Here is a 20,767-nt window from a genome sequence, read left to right as displayed (position 1 = left end):
TGATTGTAAATAGATTCTGAAACAAGTTCAGAACGACAATCTGCTATAAACAGACTTTTTGGTCAGCCTCGGTCAAAACCGGAAAATAAATTTGGAAGTTTTAAATAACTTTCTAACTTTGTATTTCAAAGTGCTTTTTAATATGAATAATCCGAAGGAAGACCTGCAGCATATACGCCAGATGATGGAACGTTCCTCGCGTTTTATTTCTTTAAACGGGTTGTCCGGTGTAGCTGCCGGTATCTTTGCGCTCATTGGGGCTGTTATTGCCTATTGGTTGTTTCAGCAATATGAGGTCGATTATTTTTCGGGCAACCGTTATGCTTATTCCTATGAACTGGAACTACGGTTGCTGATACTGGCTATTGTTATTTTAATACTGGCGGTTGGGTCAGGCATCTTGTTTACAATACAAAAAAGCAGGAAGAACGGGTTAAAGATATGGACCGGCACTACAAAAATTTTACTGGTGCAGCTATTTGTACCCCTGGCGGCAGGTGGTTTGTTTTGCCTGGCGCTGTTCTACCACGGAATGTTCGGGCTGATGGCTCCTGCCACCCTGGTATTTTATGGCCTGGCACTGGTCAATGCGGCCAGCTATACCTTTTCAGACATCCGGTACCTCGGCTATTGTGAACTTTTTTTAGGGATTGTATCCTCATTTATTCCGGGTTATGGACTTATTTTTTGGGCGCTGGGTTTTGGTATATTGCACATTATTTATGGTTTGCTGATGTATAAAAAATACCGGTAACAGTGCGAAAGGATCATGAGTATTATTGAAAAATTAAATAAAGATTTTGAAAGCAGGGTGCGGCTGGGCATTATGTCCGTACTGGCAGTGAACAACTGGGTTGACTTCCTGGAAATGAAAGAGCACCTGGGGGTAACGGATGGCAATCTTGCCAGCCACATTACGGCGTTGGAAAATAAAAAATACATTGAGGTGAAAAAAGAATTTGTAGGCAGGAAAACAAAAACATCCTACAAGGCAACAAAGGCTGGGAAAGAGGCTTTTGTACAGCATATTAACGCATTGGAAAAATTGCTGAAATAATTTTTTTGATTTTTTACTTTGTAATTCAAAGTGCTTTAAAAAATAAAATGTGAAAAAGAACATTGCCTTATTTACAGGAGTGGCAGCCTTTGTTGCCTTATTTTATGGCCAGGAAGTTGGTCTGAACGGTTGCCTTTTGGCGTTGTTGCTGTGGATCTTTCTTTTGATAACATCAGAAAAGAGTGGACATACCCCGCAGTTCCGGTGGTTGTCCGGGGCATTGCTGGTATCCGTTTGCGCATTTGCATGGTATGGCGATTTTATTTCTTTTGCGGCTGTTTTTTCCACCCTTGTACTTCTTGTATGTAAGGTCAGCACTCCCTTCCTGAATGTGTTACTGGTGCCATTGGCAGCGGCAGTAAATTTTATGAGTTTTGTTTTCAGGGCACCTTTTGTGGGCCGCTGGCTGCCGGTGAACTCTCTCTTTAAAGGTCATTTCTATAAACAGGCGCTTTATTATTTCCTGATCCCCGGCGTGCTGGCGATCGGTTTTATTGCAGTATACAGCGCCAGCAGCAACCTGTTCCAATCTTTTTTCCATTTTAACTGGAACGCTGATTTTTTTCAGGTACTTTTTTTAAGTATTGCCGGCTTTTTTATCATGTTCAGTTTTCTTCACTATTGGGCGCCTGAAGCGCTGATCAGCTATAATGAAAAATTAGGGGACCATTTTTCAACAGAAATGCACCGCATGGCCGCAAATGAGCCGCAACTGCATTTTTACCGCAAAAGCGGGGAAATATCCCTGATCCTGTTAAACGGCATTGTTGTTTTTTTCATCATAACTTATTGTGTTGAGCATTTTGGCAGTGAAGCAGCTGATAACAGCCTCAGTGATGCATTGCATGAGCGGGTATACCTGTTGATCTTTTCCATCATAATGGCTATTTCCGTGATCATGTTGTTTTTTAAAGGCGGCCTCAATTTTGATACAAAGGCCGGATTACTAAAAACAGGCGCTTTTACCTGGATCCTGCTGAATGGGCTGCTGGTGGCAATAGTAGCATTAAAAAACAACCAGTATGTTGCAGCTTACGGGCTTACTTTTAAAAGGGTGGGCGTATACATTTTTCTGTTGCTGTGCGCTGCAGGCCTTGTCTTAACGGCTTTAAAGATCAAAAAGCAAAGAACCAACTGCTTTTTGCTGAACCGCATGGTATGGCTGGTTTACGGCACGCTCATCATTGGCTGTGCGATCAACTGGAGCTGGATCGTAACCCGGTATAACCTCAGCCATGCAAGTGCACTGGATAAAAACTATCTTTATCATCTCCCGTATAACAAACAACTGCTTTACAATGCCCGGCTTCTTCCGGCAACTGAGCTCAACAACATAAAATCAGAACACACCGCCCGCCCTTTCCTGTCGCAACGTTTGTATTACCGGTTGCTGAATCCCTGAACAAACCATTGGCCGTTGCAATACCTATCTATAATTAAAACAATAATCATTTTTATGAGAACAAAAAACCTGCTGATCCTTTTTACATTGCTGGCAACAATCGTCATCTTAATGTTTTTAGTGCTGAAAAAATGACGAATCGTTCAAAATACATGATCTGCATAGCAGGAGCATTCGCTTTTATTTGCCTGAAGCTCTTTTACAGGTCGTCAACAACCGATCAATTGTCCTTCCTGTTATGTCCTGTAAAACCATGTAATAAAAATTACAACAGGCTATACCAGTACTTATATTTCCGGTAAGGGATTTTTCTTTGAAACCGGTAATGTTCTTATCAATAAATCCTGCTCGGGTTTTAGTTTTCTGCTGATCTGTTTAGTGCTGACGGCGCTGCTTTTAATGAAGTATTGCAGCAATGAAGCTGTATTTCTAAAAAGACTGCCTGCCGGAATTGCTTTCAGCTTTTTATTTACCCTGTTGGTAAACAGCTCCCGTATTCTTACAGCGTTGTGGATCAAAAAAATTGGCTTCCAAATATCCCTGATGAATGCAGATACCCAGCATGAACTTTTAGGGGCATTTATTTACCTCGCTTATCTGACTGCTGCTTACTTATGGGGTGACAGCTATCTCAATAAAAAAAATCATGAAAACATTTCTTAATCCTAAGTGGATCTTTCCCGTTAACATTGCCCCGGTCATCCTGCTTTTTATTTTATACGGGCGTGATTATACAGTGATCCGTTCGTTGCTGAAACCGGAAGCTAAGGAGGTATGGCTCATTTTTGCTACAGCGCTTCTCCTGATGACTATTGGGAATATCCTTTATGCAGTTATGATGCTCCGGAAAAAGAAATTGCTATCCCTTAAATATGGTATCATTTCCCTGCTTCTTCATGTATCATTTGTATATACTTACTTATGCTGGTCGGAAAAGCTCTTCCCGTTCTCTATTCCTGCCTGGATGATTTCAGAAAGCACATCGTTATGCGGGGGAACTTTTGCAGGTCGTTGTTTTACATTCAGTTATACGCTCTATTTCTTTTTTATATTGCTGCTTTTTCTGCCGCTTTCTATAATTGCTATTCTTGTTTATGGCGCAGGTTTTTTTAATGCTTTGTAACAACGTTTTACGGCCGGTATCTGCTAATTCCGGTGCGCAACAAGGTTAATAGTGGCCCCGTTTGGGTCTTTTACAAAAAAGCGCCGTACACCCCAGGGCTCGTCAGTAATAGGGTAAACAATCTTCAGCTTAAGCTCTTTTGCTTTTTGATGCATCTTGTTGACATCAGAAACCTCTACCGACAAAAAGATCCGTTCATTGTTTAACACTTCCTTTTTCTTGTTTTCAAGAATGTTTACCTGCGCCAGCGGGTTTTTATCAGAAGCAAAAGTAACCACCCAGCCCTGGTCCATCACAATATTCATGTTCAGAAAGCCCTGGTAAAAAGCCTTACTTTTTTCCAGGTCGTCTGAATAGATATTCGGTACAATCCTGTTTATGGAAACATCATCTTTCATGCAAATGGATTTAGTTGCTCAAGGCAAAGCGTTGACAGTACAGTAATGCCTTTGTTCAAAGATACTCTATTAGGGCTAAAAGCACTTGCTGAGTTTGGTTATGCTATTAAAAATATTTGTTTTTTAACAAACAGTATTGCGCAATGCCGGTACATCCCATAAAAACACAAATTACAATTTCAGGTTGTACAGTCAGTATCGCTTACCCATCCTTTCCGGGACGTGTTTTTAGAAGCGGCTCCTGGCCGCTAAAGCAAGCGTCTGCAATGTTCCGGCATCCTTAAAATCACCCTTTCTGAAAGAGTACGCTTTACTTTGAGATCATCCATACAGTGCTTAATAGTTTCCTGTATTCAATTTAAGCTCATTAGGCCATTTTAATAATTGCTGACCCGTTTTTTTATGGCCAGGTATCTAAAGCGGAGCAACCGGTGAGCGTCCTGCCGCAAATAACCTTGTAATTGTCGTTTTTGCACAACGGTTCCCGGCTGGTGCTGTGCTATGTTTGTGTTGTTAAAAAAATCATCAACACAAAATCGATCAGCAATGAAAACAACAAAAATTCTTTACTGGACATTTACCGGTCTTATTGTATTAATGGATGGCGTGATACCTGCGCTCACTTCTCATACGGAGCTGGCTAAGCAGGGCATCAGTCATTTGGGATATCCGGATTATTTCCGGGTGCTGTTAACCGTTTTTAAAATATCCGGTGCTATTGTGCTTGCAGTTCCTTTTTTTAAAGGTCGCATAAAAGAATGGGCATACGCAGGTTTTACATTTAATTTTATCAGTGCTGCCGTTTCCCATACGGTAGTGGATGGTTTTAACGGGCAGGCAGTATTTCCGTTGGTCGCATTGGTACTATTAGCGGCCTCTTATTATTGCTATCATCAGTTGCGCCGGGCTGTTCCTGTCAGAGGCCATAACACTGTTCACTACAGCGTAGGTTAACGGGGAAATAACTGTTAAGCGCTGCCGGCAGTTCTGTTTTTTAAACCGGTTTGTCCGGTATAAGGGCATAGTTGCTACCCGGGGCTTCGTAAAAAGCATTTTTATACCCGGCCCAATTGAGGCGTAACTGCCGGTAACTTGTTGGTTTTCAGAACGGTTTCTTTTCTCTGTGCGTTACTAAGATTCACCCCTCAAATGCTGATTAAATGGGCTTTTTTCCATAAATTTGTAGACTGTAAAACAGGGAATAGATTAAATTTTTTTATACTTTATGAGCGAAGCATTACAAGGAACTGAAACCATGGAAACACCAGCCTATGGCGCAGATAGTATACAGGTACTGGAGGGGTTAGAGGCAGTACGTAAACGCCCGGCGATGTATATCGGTGATATTGGCGTTAAAGGCTTGCATCACCTGGTTTACGAGGTGGTAGACAACTCCATCGATGAAGCGCTGGCCGGTTATTGTAAAAATATTGTTGTTACCATACATGAAGATAATTCCATTTCTGTGGAAGATGATGGCCGGGGTATTCCCACAGGCATTAATCAAAAGCAGGGAGTAAGCGCCTTGCAGGTAGCTATGACGGTGTTGCATGCGGGCGGTAAGTTTGATAAAGGGTCTTACAAAGTATCCGGTGGTTTGCATGGTGTAGGTGTCAGTTGCGTAAATGCATTGAGCACAAAAATGCACACCATTGTTTACAGGGAGGGAAAGATCTTTGAACAGGAGTACCACATTGGCGTACCGGATTATCCGGTGCGTGAGGTAGGTACTACAGAAAAGCACGGAACCTACCAGCATTTCTGGCCCGACGGGTCTATTTTCATGACCACAGAGTATAAGCGTGAGATCCTGGAAGGACGCCTGCGGGAGCTGTCTTACCTGAATAAGGGCATTTCTATTACGCTAATTGACCAGCGCGAAAAAGATGAACAGGGAGAGGTGGTAAAGAAAGTGTTTTACAGCGAGGGAGGGATTGTGGAGTTTGTAGAAATGCTGGATAAAAGCGCGGGCAGAAATGGACTGATCCCGAATGCATTAAGTGTTGACGGCCATGATGAAAACAGTAATGTTGCCGTTGAGGTGGCGCTTACCTATAATGATTCCTTTAGTGAGCACATTTATTCGTATGTAAACAACATCAATACTATTGAAGGAGGCACCCATGTAACCGGTTTCAGGCAGGCGCTGACCAGGGTTTTTAAAACATATGGGGATAAGAATGGCTTTTTTGAAAAAGCCAAAGTGGCAATAGAGGGGGACGATTTCCGTGAAGGGCTGAGCGCTATTATTTCTGTAAAAGTACCGGAACCCCAGTTTGAAGGCCAAACGAAAACCAAACTTGGGAACAGCGAGGTAAGCGGTGTTGTCCAAACCACTGTGGCCCGCGTGCTGGAAGCCTTTCTGGAAGAGAATCCCAAAGATGCAAAGAACATTATTAATAAAGTGATTCTGGCGGCTCAGGCCAGGGCGGCGGCAAGGAAGGCAAGAGACCTGGTACAACGTAAATCTGTTTTGAGCGGCGGGGGGTTACCCGGGAAACTGGCAGACTGTTCCGACCGAGACCCTGAGCGCTGCGAGCTGTACCTGGTGGAGGGAGACTCTGCCGGCGGAACCGCCAAACAAGGCCGCGACAGGAGCTTCCAGGCGATTCTTCCGCTGAGGGGAAAGATCCTGAACGTGGAAAAAGCAATGGAGCATAAGATCTATGAAAACGAGGAAATCAGGAATATCTATACGGCTTTGGGCGTAACCGTGGGCACACCGGATGATCCCAAAGCTTTAAATCTTGAGAAACTGCGTTATCACAAGCTGATTATTATGACAGATGCCGATGTGGACGGAAGCCATATTGCCACATTGATCCTGACCTTTGTATACCGGTACATGAAAGAACTGGTGGAGCAGGGATATGTATACCTGGCCCAGCCACCGCTATACCTGGTAAAGAAAGGAAAAGAAGCAGCCTATGCTTATGACGAAGAGCAGCGCAAAGCGCTGGTAGAACGTTTAGGTGGTGGAAGAGAAGATTCTGTAAATATTCAGCGATATAAAGGGTTGGGAGAAATGAATGCGGAACAGTTATGGGAAACAACCATGGACCCGGACAGGAGAACGTTGAAGCAGGTTACTATTGAAAGCGCTGCTGAAGCAGACCGGGTATTCAGTATGCTGATGGGCGATGAAGTAGCCCCCCGCCGGGAATTTATTGAAACCAATGCAAAGTATGCAAAACTGGATATCTAAACAGGTAATACCATTTTTAATAAAAAGCCCCTTCTGCCGGATGGGGCTTTTATTATGTCTTTATTTCAGCAGGTTCTGCCGGATCAGCCGGATATTGTGATTTTTGGCAAATTGTTCCTGTGCGGATAAGAATTTTTTATCAAGGTCTGTACCTTTTTCATGATCGCCCGCCATCAGTGCCTGGGCTTTTTGCAGATCAGCAGGGTTAGGATTAGCTGCAAATTGCAGGCGCAGCCACTGCTGATAGTCTTTTGCATATACCTGGTTCATAAACGCAAGGGTTTCTGCCAATGCAGCTTTCATTCCAAAATCTTCCCCTTCATATTTTACGCTGTCCAGCTTTTTTTGAGCATTCCTTACAAAGTTTGCCGTTTCTCTCATCAGCCGGCCGGCTTTGGCACTGTCCCCACCGGTAATAGCGGTGTTTATTTGATTTTCAGCATTTACTATTGTAAGACCTGCCTCCTGTTGTATTTTTACCAGGCTATTGTTATAATCAACTGCTTTTTTCTGGTTAAGGCCACAGGAGCCCAGCATAATGGCGCATAATACGATTAGCATTGTTCTTTTCATAATTGTAAGAATTTTTCGCGAAGATAAAAGCTTCCTCTGAAATGGGGAGATCATTTCTCCGGAGCTAAAAATTCCTTAATGTACCGGGTAATTCTTGTTTCATCAGGGTTGAGAGGCTCAGGGCGCACGGTAAGGAACTTTCGGTAATAGCTGGTTGCCCTTGCGCAGTTTTTTAAATGAAGGTCATACTCCCTGCCCGAAAGAAAGAGATCCAGCGGGTCACGGAAAATATAATAGGAAGTATCGTATAAGGCAATAGCGGCTTTGTAGTTCTTTACTGCTTCAGCATTACTGCCTTTTGCTCTCAGGTAAGTGGTTGCCATTTCCGGTATATTGAACTTTATACAGGCAGCAAGCAGGGATTACTGGTTACAAAATCTTTTTTATCAGCATATGCCAGGGCTCCACCATAGGCAATGCTTTCACTCATCCTGTTGCTAAGCTCCATCTATTGGTACAGGCTGATCACACTGTCTGGTTTACCCGTATTCAGTTAACTGTATAAAAGGGGCACATACGGATTGGAGCTGCCACCTTCCAGCTTTTTGTACAGTGCTCCCCAACGGATCACCTCTGTATAGCGTTTTGTGTCAAAGCACAAACCGATCTTCTGCGCAATCGCCGGGGCATAGATTGTATCCGCTGCTAAAAACCGGTCAATAATGCTTTCTGCGGCCTCCTGTTTTTCCTGTTTTTTCAGGCAAAATACAAGATCGCAGACCACGCTGCCCGATAGTGTGTTTAATGCGTATGCCTTTTGGATATAGAAAAGTGCAGCAGTGACACTGTCCAGGCGTACCAACCCTTTTGCAGCAGCCTGCCAGTATTTTATAATTGCTGGATTGCAGCGCGGTCAGGTTCTTATAAAAAAACAGGGCACTGTCAACTGAGGAGCAGGCAGGGATGCCTCATAATTGGCATAGCCAAGGTCCAGTAAATATTGGACATCGTCAGATGGCAGCACCCTACTTAAATAGGCTAACGTCTGTTCATGATCCTGGATCCGGGTAAAAGGTTGCAGTTGCTTATAATCATAAGCAGCCCCGGTATAGGTGCTGAAAACGCATAATGATAATACAATCAACGTTTTAAATAGAATAATAGGTTTCATAGGAATGCCTTTTTCAGGGTAAATATAACTAAAAAATTAGTTTAAAAAAGGTTTTTGAACGGACATTTAAGCTATTCTTTAGATAAAAAGCCTTAATTTCAAATTTTTAAATCAAAAATTATTAATTATGGCAGATGCAACTCTTACAGCTTACAATGTGAAAACAAAAGAAAAGAATGTACCGATCCAGGATGCTGTAATTTCCCGCACAGCTAAAGGCGGATATATTGCAAAAGGACATGATGGCAAAGGAAATAAGTTAACGTCACTTTTGGGGGAGGAAAAGGCGCTGGCTGCTATTAAGGCCGGTATTGCAAAGCAAGATTGGTAAACACAGGCTTAGTAAATTTTATATAGCCCGTCTTTGGTTGTACCTGGGACGGGTTTTTTATAAATAGCCGTAAATAGTGAAGACAACTTTTTGAATATCGCAGCTGGTTTGCCTGATAAAATTCTCCTGCTGGCAACGCAACCGGGCGCAGGTCTTTCAATTGTTTTTCTGCGGAGATCTGCGAATTCCGCGGGAACTTTTAATAAGGGCTATAGCAGATGCGCTACCGGTTGTATGCTCCCGCTGACAACGCAGACGGGCCGTTGATTCTTCTGTGAAGCACTGCATTCCGAGACTTCAGAACTGTGGCAACTTTTGCTAACCTCTGTAACCGCTCAAAGGCTGTACTGTACGATCTTCCCGCGGGAATGTAGTTTCTTCCAATGATAACGTTTGCGTAAATAAAAAGGCGGATTCCTTTTTTCACCAGGGTATTTCAGCTTAACTTGGCCCCTCTATCCCAGCTTGTTTTCAATTGAAAAAAGTATTGCCGTGTTTAAGAGCAGTTTGTTTTTTTTGTTGATATTGATCATAAATCATTCCAGCGCCCAATCGGTTTGGAAGCTCCCGGAAGTAATACAGCCCCGTTTCCGGGAAACCGTCTATCCCATCACAAAATACGGCGCCGTTCCTGACGGGTACCGGTTAAATACCAGGAGCATACAGGCTGCAATTGATGAATGCTCCAGCAAGGGGGGCGGTACGGTTGTGGTTCCGGCCGGCTTATGGTTAACGGGCCCGCTGGTGCTGAAATCGGATGTTAACCTGAACTTAGCCGCAGGCGCTACTTTGTTATTCACCAAAGATAAAACGCAGTACCCGTTGGTAAAAGCCAATTGGGAAGGTTACCCGCAAATGCGCAACCAGTCACCACTTTCGGCAGAAAATGCTGTTAACATTGCAATAACAGGTAAAGGAATAATAGACGGGAACGGCGATGCCTGGCGCGCAGTAAAAAAAGATAAGCTTACCGCATCACAATGGAAAAAATTAGTGGCATCCGGTGGCGTAGTGGATGATAATGATATGTGGATGCCATCTGAGAGCTATGCAAAAGGAAGCCATCTGAAAGAGCCCGGCCGTTTTTCGCCGGATAAAAATGCAGCCTTCTATGAATCAGTGAAGGATTTTTTAAGGCCCAATCTGCTGGTACTCACTTCCTGTGATAAAGTACTGCTGGAAGGGGTTACCTTTCAGAATTCGCCTGCCTGGTGTTTGCATCCTTTGATGAGCAGCAACATTACCGTACGCAATGTTTTTGTAAAAAATCCCTGGTATGCCCAGAATGGTGACGGCATTGACCTGGAAAGTTGCCGGAATGTATTGATTGAGAACAGTGTGTTTGATGTGGGAGATGACGCACTGTGCATGAAAAGTGGCCGTGATGCAGATGGCCGTAAAAGAGCCATGCCAACAAAAGATGTCATTATCCGTGGCTGCACCGTATATGCGTCACACGGGGGATTTGTTGTAGGCAGTGAAATGAGCGGCGGTATCTGGAATGTATATGTAAGCGATTGTACTTTTGTGGGCTCAGATATTGGTCTTCGCTTTAAAACAACCCGCGGGCGTGGTGGTATTGTGGAAAATATTTTTATAAAAAATGTCTTTATGAAAGATATTCCCGGTGACGCGGTTTTGTTTGACATGTATTATATGGGAAGAGATCCCGTACCGATGGCCGGTGAAAAGCGGGAACTGCCAAAAGTAGAAAAGTTTCCTGTTGATGAAACAACGCCTCAGTTCAGGAATATTGAAATAAGCAATGTTTATGTGAATGGTGCACAGCGGGCGGTTTTTTTAAGAGGATTACCGGAAATGGCTGTAAAGAATATCAGTATCAGCAATGCTGTGTTCCAGTCAAAACAGGGTATTGAGATCCAGGAGTCCAGTGGTATCCGGTTTAAGAATGTGCAGGTATATTCAGATAATACCAACCCGGTAGTGGATATTATCAATGGCCGGGATATCCGGTTTGACCAGTTCGGGTATAGCAATAACGCAAATACTTTACTGCGGCTGAGCGGAGGCAATACCCGGAATATCGGATTTCAGAACACCACCTATAAAAATGTAACGAACAAAGTAGCAGCCACCCTGGGTGCAACCGAAGCGGCAGTTTCTTTTAAATAAATTCTTCATGCGAAAGCTATTTTTCATTTTATTGGTCATTATTGCACTGCAACTACATGCGCAGGAGCTGCCGTATGCACAGCGGATGGCGCTTACAGCAATGCACCTGTGGCCGGACTCTTTTTCTGTAGTGCCTGGTAAACCTGCAAGATGGAGTTATGACCAGGGAGTAATCCTGAAAGGTATTGAAGGCATCTGGCTGCAGACAGGAGACCCTAAATGGTTTCAGTATATTCAGCATTCAATGGATTATTTTGTGGCAGAAGACGGGTCTATAAAGGATTATGCCCCGGATAGCTATAACCTGGATCATATCAATAATGGTAAACTGCTGTTGCTGCTGTACCGGGTTACCGGAAAAGAAAAGTATAAAAAGGCGGCCACGCTTTTAAGAACGCAGTTAAGCACACAGCCCAGAACAAAGGAGGGTGGTTTCTGGCATAAGAAAACCTATCCTTACCAGATGTGGCTGGATGGCCTGTATATGGCGCAGCCTTTTTATGCAGAATATGCAGGTGTATTTGGCGAGGATTCTGTTTTCAATGATGTTGCCCGGCAGTTTGTGCTGATGGAAAAAAAGGCCATCGATCCTGCTACCGGATTGTTATACCACGGCTATGATGAATCCAGGGTGCAGCAATGGGCCGATAAACAAACAGGGCATTCGCCCAATTTTTGGGGAAGGGCACTGGGCTGGTACGGTATGGCATTGGTAGATGCGCTGGATTATTTTCCTGATGAGCACCCGGGTAAAAAGCAGCTCATTGCTATCTTAAAGCGGTTTGCTGCAGCTGTTGTAAAAGTGCAGGATCCCAAAACCGGTCTGTGGTATGATATTGTAAACCTCCCCGGTAAAAAACCAAACTACACGGAATCTTCAGCATCTGCTATGCTGGTGTACACGTTGGCTAAAGGTGTGCGCAAGGGATATCTTTCCTCCGGTTATCTTGTAAATGCCGCAAATGGGTTTGATGGACTGATAAAGAATAAGATTACTGTTGATAAAAACGGCTTTACCAACCTGGAAGGAACCGTATCTGTTTCCGGGCTGGGCGGTAAGCCTTACCGCAATGGCAGTTTTGAATATTACATGAGCGAAAAAGTGGTGCAAAATGACCCTAAGGGCGTGGGGGCATTTATCTTAGCCGCCAATGAAGCAGCGCTGATCAAAAAGGAGCCTGTTGGAAAGGGTAAAACGGTTTTGCTGGATAATTATTATAACAACGAAACAAAAACCGGCCCCGGCGGCAAAACAGCATCCTGGCATTATACCTGGGACGACCGTTCCAATGGCGGCTATTATTTCCTTGGAAATTTATTTGAGCAGTATGCAGCCACTATTAAAACCTTAAAGACGGCTCCGTCAGCACAGGCGCTAAAAAATGCGTCTGTTTATATTATTGTTGACCCTGATACAGAAAAGGAAACGGCGCATCCCAATTATATGAACCCGGCAGATGCGCAAACCATTGCGGATTGGGTAAAACAGGGCGGCGTATTGGTGCTGCTGGCAAATGATGCCGGTAATTGTGACCTGGAGCATTTTAACATACTGGCGGATCAGTTTGGGATCCATTTTAACGAAGACAACCTGCTAATGGTCAGGAACAATGACTATGAAATGGGCAAGGTAAACATATCACCGGGTAATATTGTTTTTAAGAATGCTAAAAACGTTTATCTAAAAGAGATCGCTTCTTTGAATCTTTACAAAAATGTGGTGCCGGTTTTAAAGTCAGGAAATAATAACGTTATGGCCGTTGCCCGTTATGGCAGGGGAACCGTGCTGGCGCTTGGAGATCCCTGGATCTATAACGAGTATGTAGACGGAAGAAAACTTCCGCTTCAATACGAAAACTATAAGGCCGCGCAGGACTGGGTACGCTTTTTATTAAATAAGGCAATCATTAAAAATTAAAATGTAGAAATGCAGCTTTCAAAAAACAGCTTACAGGCAATAAACACCCATGCAACTATAGATATACCCGGTGATGCCCAATTTGAGCTGCCGGAAAAGGTATTGCAGTTTGGAACCGGCGTTTTGCTGAGGGGGCTGCCGGACTTTTTTATAGATAAAGCCAATAAGCAGGGGCTTTTTAGCGGACGGATCGTTGTAGTAAAGTCAACCGATTCAGGAGGGGCAGATGCCTTTGCAGAACAGGATGGCCTGTACACACAATGCATCCGCGGTATAGAACAGGGTAAGGTGGTGGACGAATATGTGATCAATGCATCCATCAGTCGTGTGGTGTCAGCCAAAACAGACTGGCAGGAGATTCTTGAATTTGCCCGGAACCCTTCGCTCCGGTTAGTGATTTCCAATACTACAGAGTTAGGCATTGTGCCCGGTGATGATAAAGTAACGGATGCGCCGCCGGCAACTTTCCCCGGCAAATTGCTGGCTGTTTTATATGAGCGGTTCAAAGCCCTGGGTGCTACTGCTGCTTCGGGACTGGTAATTGTTCCTACCGAGCTGATCGTGGATAATGGCAGGAAATTAAAAGCGATTGTACTGGAAAATGCACAAAAGAATAACCTGGAAAATGATTTTATTCAGTGGGTTGAAAATGAGAACCATTTTTGTAATTCACTTGTAGATCGTATAGTGCCCGGCAAGCTGGAGTCCGCGGATGAAAAACAGACAACCGCCCTGCTGGGTTACCAGGATGATCTGAAATTTATGAGCGAGGTATTCCGCCTCTGGGCGATCGAATCCGGCAGCACAAAGGTGAAAGAAGTGCTGTCCTTTGCTGAAGCGGATGAAGGAGTGGTGATTGCGGCTGATATTGAACGATTCAGGGAGCTGAAACTGCGGTTGTTAAACGGAACGCATACTTTTTCCTGCGGACTGGCCCTGCTGGCAGGCTTTGAAACCGTAAAAGAAGCCATGGCAGATGAGGCGTTTGAAAACTATATTGCCGGTCTTACAAAAAAAGAAATTGCTCCTGTGCTGGAAAAAAAAGGCATCAGTTATGATGCGTCCTGCACATTTGCAGATCAGGTGATCGAACGGTTTAAGAATCCTTACCTGGATCATAAATGGATCAGCATCAGCTTTGCGTATACTTCCAAAATGCTGATGCGTAATCTGCCTTTAATAAAGGCTGCTGATTCCGGTATGGCTGAAGAGCCATCGGCCATGGCGCTTGGCTTTGCGGCCTATTTACTGCTGATGAAAAGCAGGAAGAACGGCGATCATTATGAACGTGAGATAAACGGCACGGTATACCGGTTAAATGATGATAAAGCGGCCCTTTTAGCGGCGTTATGGGAAAAGAATGATGAAGCGCAGATTGTAAACGCAGTGCTGGCCAGCAAAGAGCTGTGGGGGGAAGACTGGAGCAGCTGTACGCTGTTTGCCAGCCAGGTAAGACAATGGCTTTCGCTGTTATTAAAAGACGGTGCTATAGCTTCTTTAAATAAATTTGCAACAATAGCGATAAAATAAAAAATGCAGAGGATTGTTTTAAAAGTACACCCAAGGGACAATGTAATTGTGGCCTTGCAGGATTTGAAAAAAGGTCAGCAGGTGGAATTTGATGGTAATACCTACACCCTTGTTGATGACATTCCTGCCAAGCATAAATTTTTTACAAATGACATGCAGGAGGGCGATGCCATTATTATGTATGGGGTGCTGGTAGGCAAAACGCAGGAATTTGTTCCTGCCGGCGGGCGCATGACTACCGTCAATACAAAACATGCGGCCGATCCGTTTGAATACCGGCCTTATCATTATCAATGGATACCGCCGGATGTATCTAAATTTAAAAACCGGACCTTTAACGGCTACCATCGCCCGGACGGTAAAGTAGGAACGGCCAACTACTGGCTGTTTATGCCCACGGTGTTTTGTGAAAACAGGAACCTGGATGTCATTCGCGAAGCATTGCACAATGAATTGGGATACGCGGTAACCAGCAAGTATAAATCCTATACCCATTACCTGGTGGAAGCGTATAAAAAAGGAGAAAATATTGCTGATATTGATCTCTCCGTATCGCAGGCAGACAAAGGCAAGGACCGGCTGTTTAAAAATATTGACGGTATTAAGTTTTTAAATCACCAGGGCGGATGTGGGGGCACGCGCCAGGACGCAGGCATTTTAAGCAGGCTTCTGGCCGCTTATGCAGACCATCCGAATGTGGCAGGGGTTACCATCTTAAGTTTAGGATGTCAGCACCTGCAAACCAAACAGCTGCTGGAAGATATCCGCTTAAGAAATCCCGGTTTCAGCAAGCCGTTACTGGTTTTTGAGCAACAGCAATCAAAAAGCGAAGAGCAGCTGATCAGCACGGCAATCCGCAAAACATTTGAAGGACTGATCGGGATAAATAAAATAGAACGGGAGCCGGCACCGTTAAGTGCGCTGACGGTTGGCGTAAAATGTGGTGGCAGCGATGGCTTCAGTGGTATCAGCGCTAACCCTGCGGTAGGGTATACCAGCGATCTGCTGGCCGCCCTGGGGGGTAAAGTGCTGCTGGCGGAGTTTCCTGAACTGTGCGGGGCCGAACAGCAGCTCATTGATCGCACTATTGATGAAGCCGCCGCCAGAAAGTTCATTCATTTAATGACCACTTATAATGACCAGGCCGTAAATGCCGGCTCCGGTTTCTTTGCAAACCCTTCTCCGGGCAATATAAAAGATGGTTTAATTACAGATGCTATAAAGAGTACAGGCGCGGCAAAAAAAGGAGGTACTTCTCCCGTAGTAGATGTACTGGATTATACGGAGCCTGCTACCAAACCAGGTTTAAACCTCGTATGTACTCCCGGTAATGATGTGGAGGCAACAACCGGTAAAGCCGCATCAGGCGCTACTTTGATCCTGTTTACTACAGGGCTGGGAACGCCAACCGGCAATCCTGTTTGCCCCACGATCAAAATAGCCACCAACTCTTCACTGGCAAAAAGGATGAGCGATATTATTGATATTAATACCGGCGGAATTATTGACGGTGAGAAAACCATTGAAGAAATGGGAGAAGAGATCCTGGAATATTGTATCAGGGCAGCCAGTGGTGAGGTTATTCCCAAAGCAGTGCAACTGAACCAGGATGACTTTATTCCATGGAAAAGAGGAGTGTCGCTATAAGGCGGTTGTAAATAGAAGACAAAATAATTAACGCTTAATAAGAATACGTGAAACAATTTTTAGACGATAACTTTTTATTGGAAACAAAAACCGCGGAGCGGCTGTATCATGAATATGCAAAACGGATGCCCATCATAGACTACCATTGCCATCTGCCGCCGCAGCAGATAGCGGAAAATGCCCGGTTTAAGAATATCACACAGGCATGGCTCTATGGCGACCATTACAAATGGCGGGCCATGCGCACAAACGGGGTTGATGAACATTTTGTAACCGGCGGTGCTTCAGATGAGGAAAAATTTTTAAGATGGGCGGAAACGGTACCTTATACAATGCGCAACCCGCTATATCACTGGACGCACATGGAATTGCGCCGGTATTTTGATATTGATGAGCTCCTGGATGCCAACAGTGGCAAAAAAATCTATGAAGAAGCCTCCGCCAGGATCAGCAGCGAAGAGTACAGTGTGCAAAACCTGCTGCGCAAAATGAATGTAAAGGTGGTTTGTACCACAGATGACCCGGTAGACACGCTGGAATTTCACAGGAAAATGAAAGCTGCTCAGTTTGAAATACCCGTGTATCCTGCATTTCGCCCGGATGCAGCCATGAACGTGTCTGCACCGGAAACGTTTGCTGCCTATGTGGCAAAGCTGGAAGCTGTTTCCAATATTGAAATAAAAGATCTGGATACTTATTTGCAGGCATTGAAGAACCGGCACGATTTCTTTGCAGAGATGGGCTGCTCGGTATCAGATCATGGCCTGGAGTATATTGAAGCCGTCGATTATACAGAAAAGGAGATCAGCGCCTTGTTTGATAAAATAACCGGTGGACAGGCATTGACTCCCGCAGAGCAGGAACAGTTTCGCTCGGCAATGCTGGTATGGTTTGCAGAATGGGATCATGAAAAAGGATGGGTGCAGCAGTACCATCTGGGCGCGCTCCGGAATAATAACTCCCGGCTGCTGGCAAAGCTGGGCCCTGATACCGGCTGGGATTCTATTGGTGATTTTCCACAAGGCAGAACGCTATCAAAATTCCTGAATAGCCTGGAGAAAAAAGAGATGCTGACCAAAACGATCCTGTACAACCTGAACCCCGCAGACAATGAGCTGTTTGCAACCATGACCGGCAATTTTAATGACGGAACCGTTGCGGGCAAAGTACAGTGGGGCTCCGGCTGGTGGTTCCTGGATCAGAAAGATGGTATGATCAACCAGATGAACACGTTGTCTAATATGGGGCTGATCAGCCGGTTTGTGGGCATGCTTACAGATTCCAGAAGCTTCCTGTCCTTTCCAAGACACGAATATTTTCGCAGAATACTGTGCAATTTGTTTGGAAACGATATTGAAAATGGCGAACTTCCGAACGATATTAACTGGATCGGCAAGATCATTCAGGATATCAGTTTTAATAATGCCAATGAATATTTCGGATTTAAAGTAGTCAATAGTTAATAAGTCTGTGGACCATGGGCTATCGGCCAGATATTAAACAAAAAAGATAAAAGAAAGATGTTTGATCTTACAGGTAAAACGGCTTTGGTTACAGGTGGTAACAAGGGCATTGGAAAAGGCATGGCACTTGGACTGGCACAGGCAGGTGCCGATATTATTGTAGCAGCACGCAGCGTGGAAGCCGGATCAGAAATTGAGGCTGAGGTAAAAAAGCTCGGCAGAGGGTTTAAGCACTATAAAATGGACGCTGCAGATCGCAGCAATGTATACCATTTTATAAAACAGGTGCTGGATGAAAATGAGCGGATAGACATTTTAATCAATAACGCCGGTACGATCATGCGTAAACCTGCGGCGGAGCACCCGGATGAATACTGGGACAATGTGATCTCCATTAACCTGGATACGCCTTTTATTTTAGCGCGTGAATTTGGAAAGCATATGATCGGAAAAGGTGCCGGTAAAATTATTTTCACCTGTTCTTTGTTAAGTTTCCAGGGAGGCATCAATGTGCCGGGTTATGCAGCCAGTAAAGGAGCGCTAAGCAGCCTGGTAAAGGCACTGGCCAATGAATGGGCCTCAAAAGGAGTCAATGTAAACGGAATTGCACCGGGGTATATTGCAACAGATAATACACAGGCTTTACGGGAAGATGCTGATCGCAGCAGGTCCATCCTGGAGCGGATACCGGCCGGCCGCTGGGGTACACCGGAAGATTTTGCCGGCCCCGCTGTATTTTTGGCTTCAGATGCCGGCAACTACGTACATGGAACTATATTAACGGTAGATGGGGGATGGATGGGCCGTTAAAAATGTAAAATAATAAATCAGAAATATCAAATTAGAAAATGGAAATAAGATTCGGGCATAGCCCACAGGAAACAAAAGCAATGAGCACTGAGCAGTTGCGGGAAAACTACCTGGTGCAGGACTTGATGCAGGCAGATAAGTTAACGTTGGTTTACAGCCATTATGACCGCCTGATCGTTGGCGGCGTGAAACCGGTCGGCAAAACCGTGTTGCTGAAAAACGAAGAAGAACTGAAATCGGATTTCTTTTTACAGCGCAGGGAACTGGGCGTCATCAATGTTGGCGGCCGCGGGCTTATTACGGTAGATGGCGAAAAATATTCTTTAGATAAAAAAGATTGTTTGTATGTTGGCCGGGGAGCTAAAAAAGTAAATTTCAGCAGCAGTGCCAAAAAGGACCCGGCTGTTTTTTACATTCTGTCAGCACCTGCGCATCAGGTGTATCCTACTACCAAGTATACAAAAGAGCAGGCAGCGCCTGTAACTTTGGGTGATATTACCACTTCCAATAAACGAACCATCTATAAATACATTCATGAAGAGGGGATTCAGAGTTGTCAGCTGGTAATGGGTTTAACCGTGCTGGAAACCGGCAGCGTATGGAACTCGGTGCCGCCCCATACGCATACCCGCAGAACGGAGATCTATTTTTATTTTGATCTGCCGGAAGAACAACGTTTGTTTCATATGATGGGCGAACCGCAGCAAACGCGCCACATCATTATGAAGAATAATGAAGCCGTCATTTCTCCGCCCTGGAGCATGCACTTTGGTTGTGGCACTTCCAATTATGGCTTTATCTGGGGAATGGCGGGTGAAAACAAACAATACACAGATATGGATCCCGCACCGGTGCCCACGTTATTGTAGTGAATGTGAATAGTGAATGGTGAATAGTTAATAGTGAGTGGCAGGCGGCTAACCACTGATACGGGACCTGCTGATCTTCAAATTGTCAAATTAGCTAATTTTCAAATTAATAAGATGTCAAAAAAAATTGTTACGCTCGGTGAAATCATGCTCCGCCTGTCAACACCCGGTTTTGAACGTTTTGTTCAGACGGATTCATTTGATGTTACCTATGGTGGAGGCGAGGCGAATGTGGCTGTTGCGCTTTGTAATTACGGTTTAAAGGGTTACTTTGTTTCCAAAGTGCCCGACAATGCCATTGGTCAGGCGGCTATCAATCATCTGCGCCGTTACGGTGTCAATACCGATTTTGTAGCGCGGGGCGGCGAAAGGCTGGGGATCTATTTTCTGGAAACAGGTGCTTCCATGCGTGCTTCACAGGTCATCTATGACCGTGCAGGCGCAGCAATTGCAGATGCAGACATCAATGAATTTGATTTTGATAAAATACTGGACGGTGCGGACTGGTTCCATACAACGGGCATTACACCGGCTTTGAGCGATAAGGCAGCCGCCTTAACAGAAGCGGCATTAAAGGCCGCAAAAGCAAAAGGCATTACTACAAGTATTGACCTCAACTACCGCAAAAAATTGTGGAGTAAGGAAAAAGCACGTGAAGTAATGGGCGAATTATGTAAGTATGTAGATGTGTGTATCGGTAATGAGGAAGATGCTGAAACCACCCTGGGCTTTAAAGCAAGGGATACAGATATAACAAAGGGTGAGCTGAACCTGGAAGGGTATAAAGATGTGATCCGCCAGATGAAGGAAAAGTTCAATTTTAAATACATTGCTTCTTCTCTGCGTGAAAGTTTCAGCGCCAGCGATAATGGCTGGAGCGCACTGGTATCCGATGGTAATGAATTTTATCATACGAAAAAATACAATGTACGTATTGTAGACCGTGTGGGCAGTGGCGACAGCTTTGCAAGCGGATTGATCTATGGCCTGGTAACCGGTATGAGCATGGCAGATGCTGCGGAATTTGGTGTAGCTGCGTCCGCATTAAAACATACCATTCCGGGCGATCTGAATCATGCAACACTGAGCGATGTAAAAGGGCTGATGAAGGGCGATGCAAGCGGCCGCGTACAGCGGTGATCTTTTGTATGAATCCTGTAAAAACAATACAACGGTTGTGGCTTCTTTTTCTGCTGC

21 protein-coding genes are annotated in these 20,767 nt (G+C 44.6%); 16 read left to right on the top strand and 5 right to left on the bottom strand.

Annotation, left to right across the window (positions count from 1 at the left end):
* The first annotated feature begins 142 nt into the window (after window positions 1–142).
* From A8C56_RS17940 to A8C56_RS17920, 5 genes are all read left to right on the top strand, one after another.
* On the top strand, window positions 143–754 hold the full coding sequence (locus A8C56_RS17940) for a hypothetical protein (RefSeq protein WP_067762229.1): 612 nt from the start codon (window positions 143–145) through the stop codon (window positions 752–754).
* 15 nt (window positions 755–769) lie between these two features.
* Window positions 770–1,057: a winged helix-turn-helix domain-containing protein gene (locus A8C56_RS17935; RefSeq protein ID WP_067759122.1), complete on the top strand. Its 288-nt coding sequence runs from the start codon at window positions 770–772 to the stop codon at window positions 1,055–1,057.
* 49 nt (window positions 1,058–1,106) lie between these two features.
* Window positions 1,107–2,459: a DUF4153 domain-containing protein gene (locus tag A8C56_RS17930; RefSeq protein ID WP_067759121.1), complete on the top strand. Its 1,353-nt coding sequence runs from the start codon at window positions 1,107–1,109 to the stop codon at window positions 2,457–2,459.
* Between the two features lie 258 nt (window positions 2,460–2,717).
* Window positions 2,718–3,122 carry an exosortase K gene (gene xrtK / locus A8C56_RS25545; protein ID WP_084490268.1) on the top strand — a complete coding sequence of 135 codons (405 nt, stop codon included), beginning with the start codon at window positions 2,718–2,720 and terminating at the stop codon, window positions 3,120–3,122.
* On the top strand, window positions 3,106–3,582 hold the full coding sequence (locus A8C56_RS17920; RefSeq protein ID WP_067759116.1) for a hypothetical protein: 477 nt from the start codon (window positions 3,106–3,108) through the stop codon (window positions 3,580–3,582). Before xrtK ends, A8C56_RS17920 begins: the two co-directional genes overlap by 17 nt.
* 23 nt (window positions 3,583–3,605) lie before the next feature.
* On the opposite strand, the gene A8C56_RS17915 is transcribed toward A8C56_RS17920, so the two are convergent.
* The gene (locus A8C56_RS17915) at window positions 3,606–3,980 is read right to left on the bottom strand and encodes a VOC family protein (protein WP_067759113.1); all 375 of its coding nucleotides are present in this window, start codon (window positions 3,978–3,980) and stop codon (window positions 3,606–3,608) included.
* 546 nt (window positions 3,981–4,526) lie between these two features.
* Here A8C56_RS17915 and A8C56_RS17910 point away from each other — a divergent pair.
* Window positions 4,527–4,934 (top strand): DoxX family protein, encoded by a 408-nt coding sequence (locus A8C56_RS17910; RefSeq protein WP_067759111.1) that lies wholly within the window; start codon window positions 4,527–4,529, stop codon window positions 4,932–4,934.
* 271 nt (window positions 4,935–5,205) lie between these two features.
* Window positions 5,206–7,185, top strand: a complete 1,980-nt coding sequence (gyrB, locus tag A8C56_RS17905) for a DNA topoisomerase (ATP-hydrolyzing) subunit B (RefSeq protein WP_067759109.1) — start codon at window positions 5,206–5,208, stop codon at window positions 7,183–7,185.
* A gap of 60 nt (window positions 7,186–7,245) precedes the next feature.
* On the opposite strand, the gene A8C56_RS17900 is transcribed toward gyrB, so the two are convergent.
* The 4 genes from A8C56_RS17900 to A8C56_RS17885 all read right to left on the bottom strand — a co-directional run bounded on the left by A8C56_RS17900 (window position 7,246) and on the right by A8C56_RS17885 (window position 8,869).
* Entirely contained in the window at window positions 7,246–7,758 is a 513-nt protein-coding gene (locus A8C56_RS17900; RefSeq protein WP_157098027.1) for an LIC11966 family surface protein, read from the bottom strand.
* 50 nt (window positions 7,759–7,808) lie between these two features.
* Window positions 7,809–8,081: a hypothetical protein gene (locus tag A8C56_RS17895; RefSeq protein WP_067759105.1), complete on the bottom strand. Its 273-nt coding sequence runs from the start codon at window positions 8,079–8,081 to the stop codon at window positions 7,809–7,811.
* Window positions 8,082–8,251: 170 nt separating this feature from the next.
* Window positions 8,252–8,560 (bottom strand): hypothetical protein, encoded by a 309-nt coding sequence (locus A8C56_RS17890; RefSeq protein ID WP_067759103.1) that lies wholly within the window; start codon window positions 8,558–8,560, stop codon window positions 8,252–8,254.
* Window positions 8,561–8,611: 51 nt separating this feature from the next.
* Complete coding sequence (locus tag A8C56_RS17885; protein WP_067759100.1) at window positions 8,612–8,869, bottom strand: hypothetical protein; 258 nt, start codon at window positions 8,867–8,869, stop codon at window positions 8,612–8,614.
* Between the two features lie 127 nt (window positions 8,870–8,996).
* On the opposite strand from A8C56_RS17885, the gene A8C56_RS17880 reads away from it, so the two are divergent.
* The 9 genes from A8C56_RS17880 (at window position 8,997) to A8C56_RS17840 (ending at window position 20,710) form a co-directional block, all read left to right on the top strand.
* Entirely contained in the window at window positions 8,997–9,200 is a 204-nt protein-coding gene (locus A8C56_RS17880; protein ID WP_067759098.1) for a hypothetical protein, read from the top strand.
* A gap of 492 nt (window positions 9,201–9,692) precedes the next feature.
* Window positions 9,693–11,333, top strand: a complete 1,641-nt coding sequence (locus A8C56_RS17875; protein ID WP_067762227.1) for a glycoside hydrolase family 28 protein — start codon at window positions 9,693–9,695, stop codon at window positions 11,331–11,333.
* A gap of 7 nt (window positions 11,334–11,340) precedes the next feature.
* The gene (locus A8C56_RS17870) at window positions 11,341–13,251 is read left to right on the top strand and encodes a glycoside hydrolase family 88 protein (protein WP_067759095.1); all 1,911 of its coding nucleotides are present in this window, start codon (window positions 11,341–11,343) and stop codon (window positions 13,249–13,251) included.
* Window positions 13,252–13,260: 9 nt separating this feature from the next.
* Entirely contained in the window at window positions 13,261–14,781 is a 1,521-nt protein-coding gene (locus tag A8C56_RS17865) for a tagaturonate reductase (protein ID WP_067759092.1), read from the top strand.
* Window positions 14,782–14,784: 3 nt separating this feature from the next.
* A complete protein-coding gene (locus tag A8C56_RS17860) occupies window positions 14,785–16,428 on the top strand; it encodes a UxaA family hydrolase (protein WP_067759089.1) in 1,644 nt (547 codons plus the stop codon).
* Between the two features lie 47 nt (window positions 16,429–16,475).
* Entirely contained in the window at window positions 16,476–17,891 is a 1,416-nt protein-coding gene (uxaC, locus tag A8C56_RS17855; protein ID WP_067759086.1) for a glucuronate isomerase, read from the top strand.
* Between the two features lie 57 nt (window positions 17,892–17,948).
* Window positions 17,949–18,701 (top strand): SDR family NAD(P)-dependent oxidoreductase, encoded by a 753-nt coding sequence (locus tag A8C56_RS17850; RefSeq protein ID WP_067759083.1) that lies wholly within the window; start codon window positions 17,949–17,951, stop codon window positions 18,699–18,701.
* Window positions 18,702–18,739: 38 nt separating this feature from the next.
* A complete protein-coding gene (gene kduI / locus A8C56_RS17845; RefSeq protein WP_067759080.1) occupies window positions 18,740–19,570 on the top strand; it encodes a 5-dehydro-4-deoxy-D-glucuronate isomerase in 831 nt (276 codons plus the stop codon).
* A gap of 114 nt (window positions 19,571–19,684) precedes the next feature.
* The gene (locus A8C56_RS17840; RefSeq protein WP_067759076.1) at window positions 19,685–20,710 is read left to right on the top strand and encodes a sugar kinase; all 1,026 of its coding nucleotides are present in this window, start codon (window positions 19,685–19,687) and stop codon (window positions 20,708–20,710) included.
* The last annotated feature ends 57 nt before the right edge of the window (window positions 20,711–20,767 follow it).

The sequence above is a fragment of the Niabella ginsenosidivorans genome, from assembly GCF_001654455.1.
GTDB lineage: Bacteria > Bacteroidota > Bacteroidia > Chitinophagales > Chitinophagaceae > Niabella > Niabella ginsenosidivorans.
Note: the sequence above shows the minus strand (reverse complement) of the source record. Positions and strands in the feature narration are given on the sequence as shown.